The sequence below is a fragment of the Bradyrhizobium sp. 160 genome (assembly GCF_023073735.1).
GTDB lineage: Bacteria > Pseudomonadota > Alphaproteobacteria > Rhizobiales > Xanthobacteraceae > Bradyrhizobium.
Map to the genome: position 1 here is coordinate 81,528 of NZ_JADPKD010000044.1, position 6,237 is coordinate 87,764.

Here is a 6,237-nt window from a genome sequence, read left to right on the forward strand (position 1 = left end):
CTGCTATACGGCACATAGGTTTTGCCGTGAGAGGCCTTATATAATGTCCGTCGACGCCACGACCGTCCGCCGCATCGCGCATCTGGCGCGCATTGCGGTTTCCGAGGACGAGGTTCCGCATCTCCAGGGCGAGCTCAATGCCATGCTCGCCTTCGTCGAGCAGCTCTCGGAGGTCAATGTCGAGGGCGTGGAGCCGATGACCTCGGTCACGCCGATGCAGATGAAAAAACGGCAGGATGTCGTCACGGACGGCGAGATCGCCGATGATATCGTTGCCAACGCGCCCGCGACCGAAGGTCACTTTTTCCAGGTGCCGAAGGTCGTCGAGTAACTTTTAGGACGTGGTCCGATGTGTCTGCTTTGCGACGATGAGAAGGCCTATCAGGCCTACATGACCTATCTCGACAAGATGGAGCGGCAGGGCAAGGCTGCCGATCCCGACGTCGCCGTCAATGCCGTGCTCGACGAGATCGAGGCCGCCGCAAAAGCAGCCGCCAAAAAAGACGACCCGGCCAACGACAAGACCCTGTCTCCGTTCTTCTGTAGCCCGATCAATAAATGACCGATTTGACATCGCTGACGCTCGCCGCGGCCCGCAAGGGTCTCGCCGACAAGACTTTCACGTCGCTCGAGCTGACCGATGCGCATCTGTCCGCGATCGAAGCTGCGCGCGTGCTCAATGCCTTCGTCATGGAGACGCCGGACCAGGCGCGCAGCATGGCGCGCGAGGCGGACGCCAGGATCGCCAGGGGCGACGCCGGTCCGCTCGCCGGCATCCCGCTCGGGATCAAGGATCTGTTCGCGACCAAGGGCGTGCGCACCACGGCGTGCTCGAAGATCCTCGACAATTTCGTACCGACCTATGAATCGACCGTGACGTCGCAGCTCTGGCGCGACGGCGCGGTGTTGCTCGGCAAGCTCAACAATGACGAGTTCGCGATGGGTTCGTCGAACGAGACCTCCTGCTTCGGCCCGGTCGGCAATCCCTGGCGGCGCGACGGTTCGAACGCGACGCTGGTGCCGGGCGGCTCGTCCGGCGGTTCGGCCTCGGCCGTAGCGGCGCTGCTCTGCATGGGCGCGACCGCGACCGACACCGGTGGCTCGATCCGCCAACCGGCCGCGTTCACCGCGACCGTCGGCATCAAGCCGACCTATGGCCGCTGCTCGCGCTGGGGCATCGTCGCCTTTGCCTCCTCGCTTGACCAGGCCGGCCCGATCGCGCGCAGTGTGCGCGATGCCGCGATGCTGCTGCGCTCGATGGCCGGGCACGATCCGAAGGATACGACCTCGGTCGACATCCCGGTGCCGGACTACGAGGCTGCGATCGGCAAGTCCGTGAAAGGCATGAAGATCGGCGTCCCCAGGGAGTATCGTCTCGACGGCATGCCGGCCGAGATCGAGAAACTCTGGAGCGCGGGCGCGGACTGGCTCAGGAGCGCCGGCGCCGAGCTTGTCGAGGTGTCGTTGCCGCACACCAAATATGCGCTGCCGGCCTATTACATCGTGGCGCCGGCAGAGGCGTCCTCCAATCTCGCGCGCTATGACGGTGTGCGTTACGGCCTGCGCGAGCAGGGCAGGAACATCATCGAGCTGTACGAAAACACCCGGGCCGAGGGCTTTGGCGCAGAGGTGAAGCGCCGCGTCATGATCGGCACCTATGTGCTCTCGGCCGGCTATTACGACGCCTATTACCTGCGGGCGCAAAAAGTACGAACGCTGATCAAGAAGGACTTCGAGGACTGCTTCGCCAAAGGCGTGGATGCGATCCTAACCCCGGCGACGCCGTCGGCGGCCTTCGGCATCGGCGAGAAGGGCGGCGCCGATCCGGTCGAGATGTACCTCAACGACATCTTCACGGTGACCGTGAACATGGCGGGCCTGCCCGGCATCGCCGTGCCCGCCGGCAAGGACGCGCAGGGCCTGCCGCTCGGCTTGCAACTGATCGGCCGTCCCTTCGACGAAGAGACGCTGTTCTCGCTCGGCGAGGTGATCGAGCAGGCTGCCGGCCGCTTCACGCCCGCGAGGTGGTGGTGAATGTCGCCGCGTTCATCGCGAGCCTTGACGGCGCGGCGCCTGCGCCGGAATTGAACGCGTCGCTCGCCGGCCTCTGGTGGGCGGCCAAGGGCGACTGGGACCGCGCACACAGAATAGTCCAGGACGAGAGCAGCCGCGAGGCGGCCTGGGTGCATGCGTATCTGCACCGCGTCGAAGGTGATCTCGGCAATGCTGGCTACTGGTACCGCCAGGCCGGTCAGCCCGCGGCAAAGGATTCATTGGAAGCAGAGTGGGAGCGGATCGTTGCCACGCTGCTTGGGAGCAAGACATGAGCACGGCCACGCACAAGCTTCTCAAGGGCGCCACCGGCGATTGGGAGATGGTCATCGGCATGGAGATCCATGCCCAGGTGATCTCGAACTCAAAACTGTTCTCGGGCGCCTCGACCACATTCGGCGGGGAGCCGAACAGCCATGTCTCGCTGGTCGACGCCGCGATGCCGGGCATGCTGCCCGTCATCAACGAAGAATGCGTCAGGCAGGCTGTCCGGACCGGGCTTGGCCTCAACGCAAAGATCAATCTGCGTTCGGTGTTCGACCGCAAGAACTATTTCTATCCGGACTCGCCGCAAGGCTACCAGATCAGCCAGTACAAATCGCCGGTGGTGGGTGAGGGCGAGGTGCTGATCGAGCTCGACGGCGGTCGCAGCGTCACCATCGGCATCGAGCGGCTGCACCTGGAGCAGGATGCGGGCAAATTGCTGCATGACCAGTCGCCAAGCATGTCCTTTGTCGATCTCAACCGCTGCGGTGTGGCGCTGATGGAGATCGTCTCCAAGCCCGACATCCGCGATGCCGAGCAGGCGAAGGCCTATGTGACCAAGCTGCGCTCGATCCTGCGCTATCTCGGCACCTGCGACGGCGACATGGAGAAGGGAAGCTTGCGTGCCGACGTCAACGTCTCGGTACGCCGGCCCGGCGGTCCGCTCGGCACCCGCTGCGAGATCAAGAACATGAACTCGATCAACTTCATCGGTCAGGCGATCGAATACGAGGCGCGGCGTCAGATCGAGATCTTGGAAGACGGCGGCGAGATCGAGCAGGAGACGCGGCTCTATGATCCCAATAAGGGCGAGACGCGCTCGATGCGGTCCAAGGAAGAGGCGCATGACTACCGCTACTTCCCCGATCCCGACCTGCTGCCGCTCGAGTTCAGCCAGGAGTTCGTCGACGATCTGAAGGCGAAGCTGCCCGAGCTGCCGGACAAGAAGAAGACGCGCTTCGTCGCCGACTTCGGCCTGTCGGCCTATGACGCGAGCGTGCTGGTCGCCGAGCGCGAGAGCGCGGTATTCTACGAGACGGTGCTCGACAAGCTCGCCAACCGCGCGCGCGACGGCAAGATGGCGGCGAACTGGGTGATCAATGAGCTGTTCGGCCGTCTCAACAAGGAAGGCCGGGATATTACGGGCTCTCCCGTCAACGCGGAGCAACTCGCCGCGATCATCGACCTGATCGGCGAGGGCACGATCTCAGGCAAGATCGCCAAGGATCTGTTCGAGCTCGTCTGGCAGGAGGGCGGCGATCCCCGCGCGCTGGTGGAAAGCCGCGGCATGAAGCAGGTCACCGACCTCTCGGCGATCGAAAAGGTGGTCGACGACATCATCGCGGCCAATCCCGACAAGGCCGCGCAGGTCAAGGACAAGCCGCAGTCGCTCGGCTGGTTCGTCGGCCAGGTGATGAAGGCGTCCGGCGGCAAGGCCAACCCGCAGAGCGTCAACGACCTGCTCAAGTCCAAGCTCGGCGTCTAGCCTCGGCGTTCGAACGAGGTGACGAGTACGCTCCGTCACCTCGTTGTCGGCTCTCGGTGCGGCGCTCGCGCGCAATCCTCGGCGGCAACTTCATCGGATCGACAGCGATGCGGCGACCGAATCGCAGGCACGCGATTCGCGCAAAACGGCGGTTTGCACACGCTCAGGCGAGCCTTCGTGCCGTTAAGCATGAAAATTTTTTCGTTGCCAAAACTCGCGACTCAGAGTCCGCGAAACGCCTTCGCGAGGCAATCGTGGGATCGACGATGCGCGTCGTCACATCGATCATGCGCGATGCGTGTGTGCAGAAAAATACTTTCTGCATAGTGTTTTTCTGCAATCGCATCTGTTGCAGACGCCGACGATGCGCCCACTCTCTGCGATCGCAAGCACATGTAATGCAGTGCGCTTGCGCCGCGCTCGCCAAGCGCACGCGCGTTGCGTCGTCAACACTTCTTTAAGCGAGACGCTGTTTTTTTCTTCGTGTTGGTGTATTCGGGATGAGTGCATTCGATCCCCGAGTGCACGCAGCGATTAAAGCCATCTCACACATCGGAGGGCAACATGGCCAAGAAAGCGAAGAAGGCGAAGAAGGCGAAGAGCGCAGTGAAGAAGACTGCGAAGAAGACCCGCAAGGTCGCGAAGAAGAAGAAGTAACTTCGCTTCTGAAGTTGCCGGCTCCAGATAGCCGGCACGTCATCAGCGCCTTCTAAGGGTTCTGGTCGACGATAGAGGGTGTCGGCGAGACATCAGGTCAACGGTCGGGTCGTCTCTTGCGGCCCGGCAGAAGAAACGAGTTTTCTTCGTTCGGTGCGGTTCTCCTCAAGGGCTCCGCAATTTCACAAGCGGCCTTCGGGCCGAAGTGAAATCTGGTCCTGACGTGTTCGCCGACGCCCTCGTTCTCTTGAGGCCGGGGCATTGCCGGCATTCCATTCCCCAGGCATTGCTGATCTGACTGCGACGCGGTCGCGCGCTTGCTCGCCCTGTCTTGGGCAAGCTGGGCGTTGCGCCCATGTCGGCTGTCTGCTGTAGCCCGAGTGCCGTTCTACGTGTGCAGTGTCATCGCCCGGCTTGGACCTGGCGAGCCAGTACAGCGCGGCGTCTCGACTGATGACTGCTGTCGGCGGAACACTCGGTCACGCGCCTGCGCGGGTGAGGACAGCGAGCGGCACACGAGACCCCCACAACGCGCGTCCGACCCTGCGCGATGGTTATCGTTCTCCCAAAATCGCAGGGTAAACCGAATCTGACGAAGCGCAGAAGTGCTTGCAAGTCAGGCGCTTTTTGAATTCCCTGCGCAAACACCGCGCGCTCGCGTTTACGTCTGCTTCATCGCGATACTTAAACTGCCATTCAAATTTGCCCGCCATCATCGCCTCCAACAAGCCGGCAAACGGCATTGGGCAAAAAAGCCTCGGGGATGAGTTGAACAGCGCATGATCCCGGAAAAGTGGTCTTCCGGTTTTCCGGGAAGGATCATGCGAAATCAGAGTTGGACGGAGCCGCGCTCGGGGAAACGGGGCGGCATAAGAAAAAGGGGATGCGACATGTTTCAGGGTACTTTCGATCTGGAGACGGCGACGCCGATCGGCGCGAGCGCGCTCTCGGACGTGCTGTTCGAACGCGGGATGTACTGGGCGAGCGGCCGCTCCGGCCTCGTCGATCTTGTCGCCGCACATAAATGGTTCAACCTCGCCGCGCTGAAGGGCCGCAAGGACGCCGTCGCGCTGCGCCAGGAAATCGCCGGGCAGATGTCGGAGGCCGAGATCTCGGCCGCGCAGCGTGAGGCGAGGGCGTGGGTTTCCGCCCACTGAGCGGAGAATCGCATCCGGAACCGCCCTTACGGGCACGCCCCGGTTGAGCATGGGGCAGGGCTGCGATTCAGATCGCCCGATGACCTGGAACCCTGCCGGCCGCACGAGGCCGGCGTGTCCAAGATCAAGGTCTCGGACTTTCCACGCCGGCGCAGATCCGGCGTCCGGTTCAACGTCCGGCCGGCGGGGCGGTGTGGATCCTCGCATTGGCCAATCCGGCGGTCCGGCCGCCGGAGGCGGACATATACATACATATACATACATATACATAAAGACGGCGCGCATCGGTGGTCGCGCGCTGCGAATCCTTTCGCGGGCCTGAGCAGCCGCCCGCCTGGCAGCTTTCAGGTGAAAAGAACCCGCCGACCTCAATTCTGCCGCTTGCGGCTCGCCGCCGTGTCGGGCATACCCGGCATATTGGAGACGTGGCCGAGTGGCTGAAGGCGGCGGTTTGCTAAACCGTTATAGGCTTGTAAAGGCCTATCGAGGGTTCGAATCCCTCCGTCTCCGCCAGCCGAGCTGTGTCCGGCCCGGACACATGGGTAACAGGTCGTACCTGAGACATGGGTGACAACCTCGTGCCGTTCGGGTGTCGAGGGTTGCAGGGTCAGTCCACGCCTT

Annotated in this window: 6 protein-coding genes and 1 tRNA gene; all 7 read left to right on the forward strand. The window is 62.8% G+C overall.

Annotated elements, in window-relative coordinates; all coding sequences use genetic code 11:
* Nucleotides 1-43 precede the first annotated feature (43 nt).
* The 7 genes from gatC (at nucleotide 44) to IVA98_RS17935 (ending at nucleotide 6,129) form a co-directional block, all read left to right on the forward strand.
* Nucleotides 44-331 (forward strand): Asp-tRNA(Asn)/Glu-tRNA(Gln) amidotransferase subunit GatC, encoded by a 288-nt coding sequence (gene gatC / locus IVA98_RS17905; protein WP_247300791.1) that lies wholly within the window; start codon nucleotides 44-46, stop codon nucleotides 329-331.
* An 18-nt stretch (nucleotides 332-349) separates the two neighbouring features.
* Complete coding sequence (locus IVA98_RS17910; protein ID WP_247277029.1) at nucleotides 350-562, forward strand: hypothetical protein; 213 nt, start codon at nucleotides 350-352, stop codon at nucleotides 560-562.
* A complete protein-coding gene (gatA, locus tag IVA98_RS17915) occupies nucleotides 559-2,034 on the forward strand; it encodes an Asp-tRNA(Asn)/Glu-tRNA(Gln) amidotransferase subunit GatA (RefSeq protein ID WP_247300792.1) in 1,476 nt (491 codons plus the stop codon). Before IVA98_RS17910 ends, gatA begins: the two co-directional genes overlap by 4 nt.
* On the forward strand, nucleotides 2,025-2,327 hold the full coding sequence (locus IVA98_RS17920; RefSeq protein ID WP_247300793.1) for a hypothetical protein: 303 nt from the start codon (nucleotides 2,025-2,027) through the stop codon (nucleotides 2,325-2,327). The genes gatA and IVA98_RS17920 overlap by 10 nt, the downstream gene beginning before the upstream one ends.
* The gene (gatB, locus tag IVA98_RS17925; protein ID WP_247300794.1) at nucleotides 2,324-3,802 is read left to right on the forward strand and encodes an Asp-tRNA(Asn)/Glu-tRNA(Gln) amidotransferase subunit GatB; all 1,479 of its coding nucleotides are present in this window, start codon (nucleotides 2,324-2,326) and stop codon (nucleotides 3,800-3,802) included. The genes IVA98_RS17920 and gatB overlap by 4 nt, the downstream gene beginning before the upstream one ends.
* Before the next feature lie 1,547 nt (nucleotides 3,803-5,349).
* A complete protein-coding gene (locus tag IVA98_RS17930) occupies nucleotides 5,350-5,616 on the forward strand; it encodes a hypothetical protein (RefSeq protein WP_247355287.1) in 267 nt (88 codons plus the stop codon).
* A 419-nt stretch (nucleotides 5,617-6,035) separates the two neighbouring features.
* Nucleotides 6,036-6,129: transfer RNA gene (locus IVA98_RS17935), tRNA-Ser, on the forward strand.
* The last annotated feature ends 108 nt before the right edge of the window (nucleotides 6,130-6,237 follow it).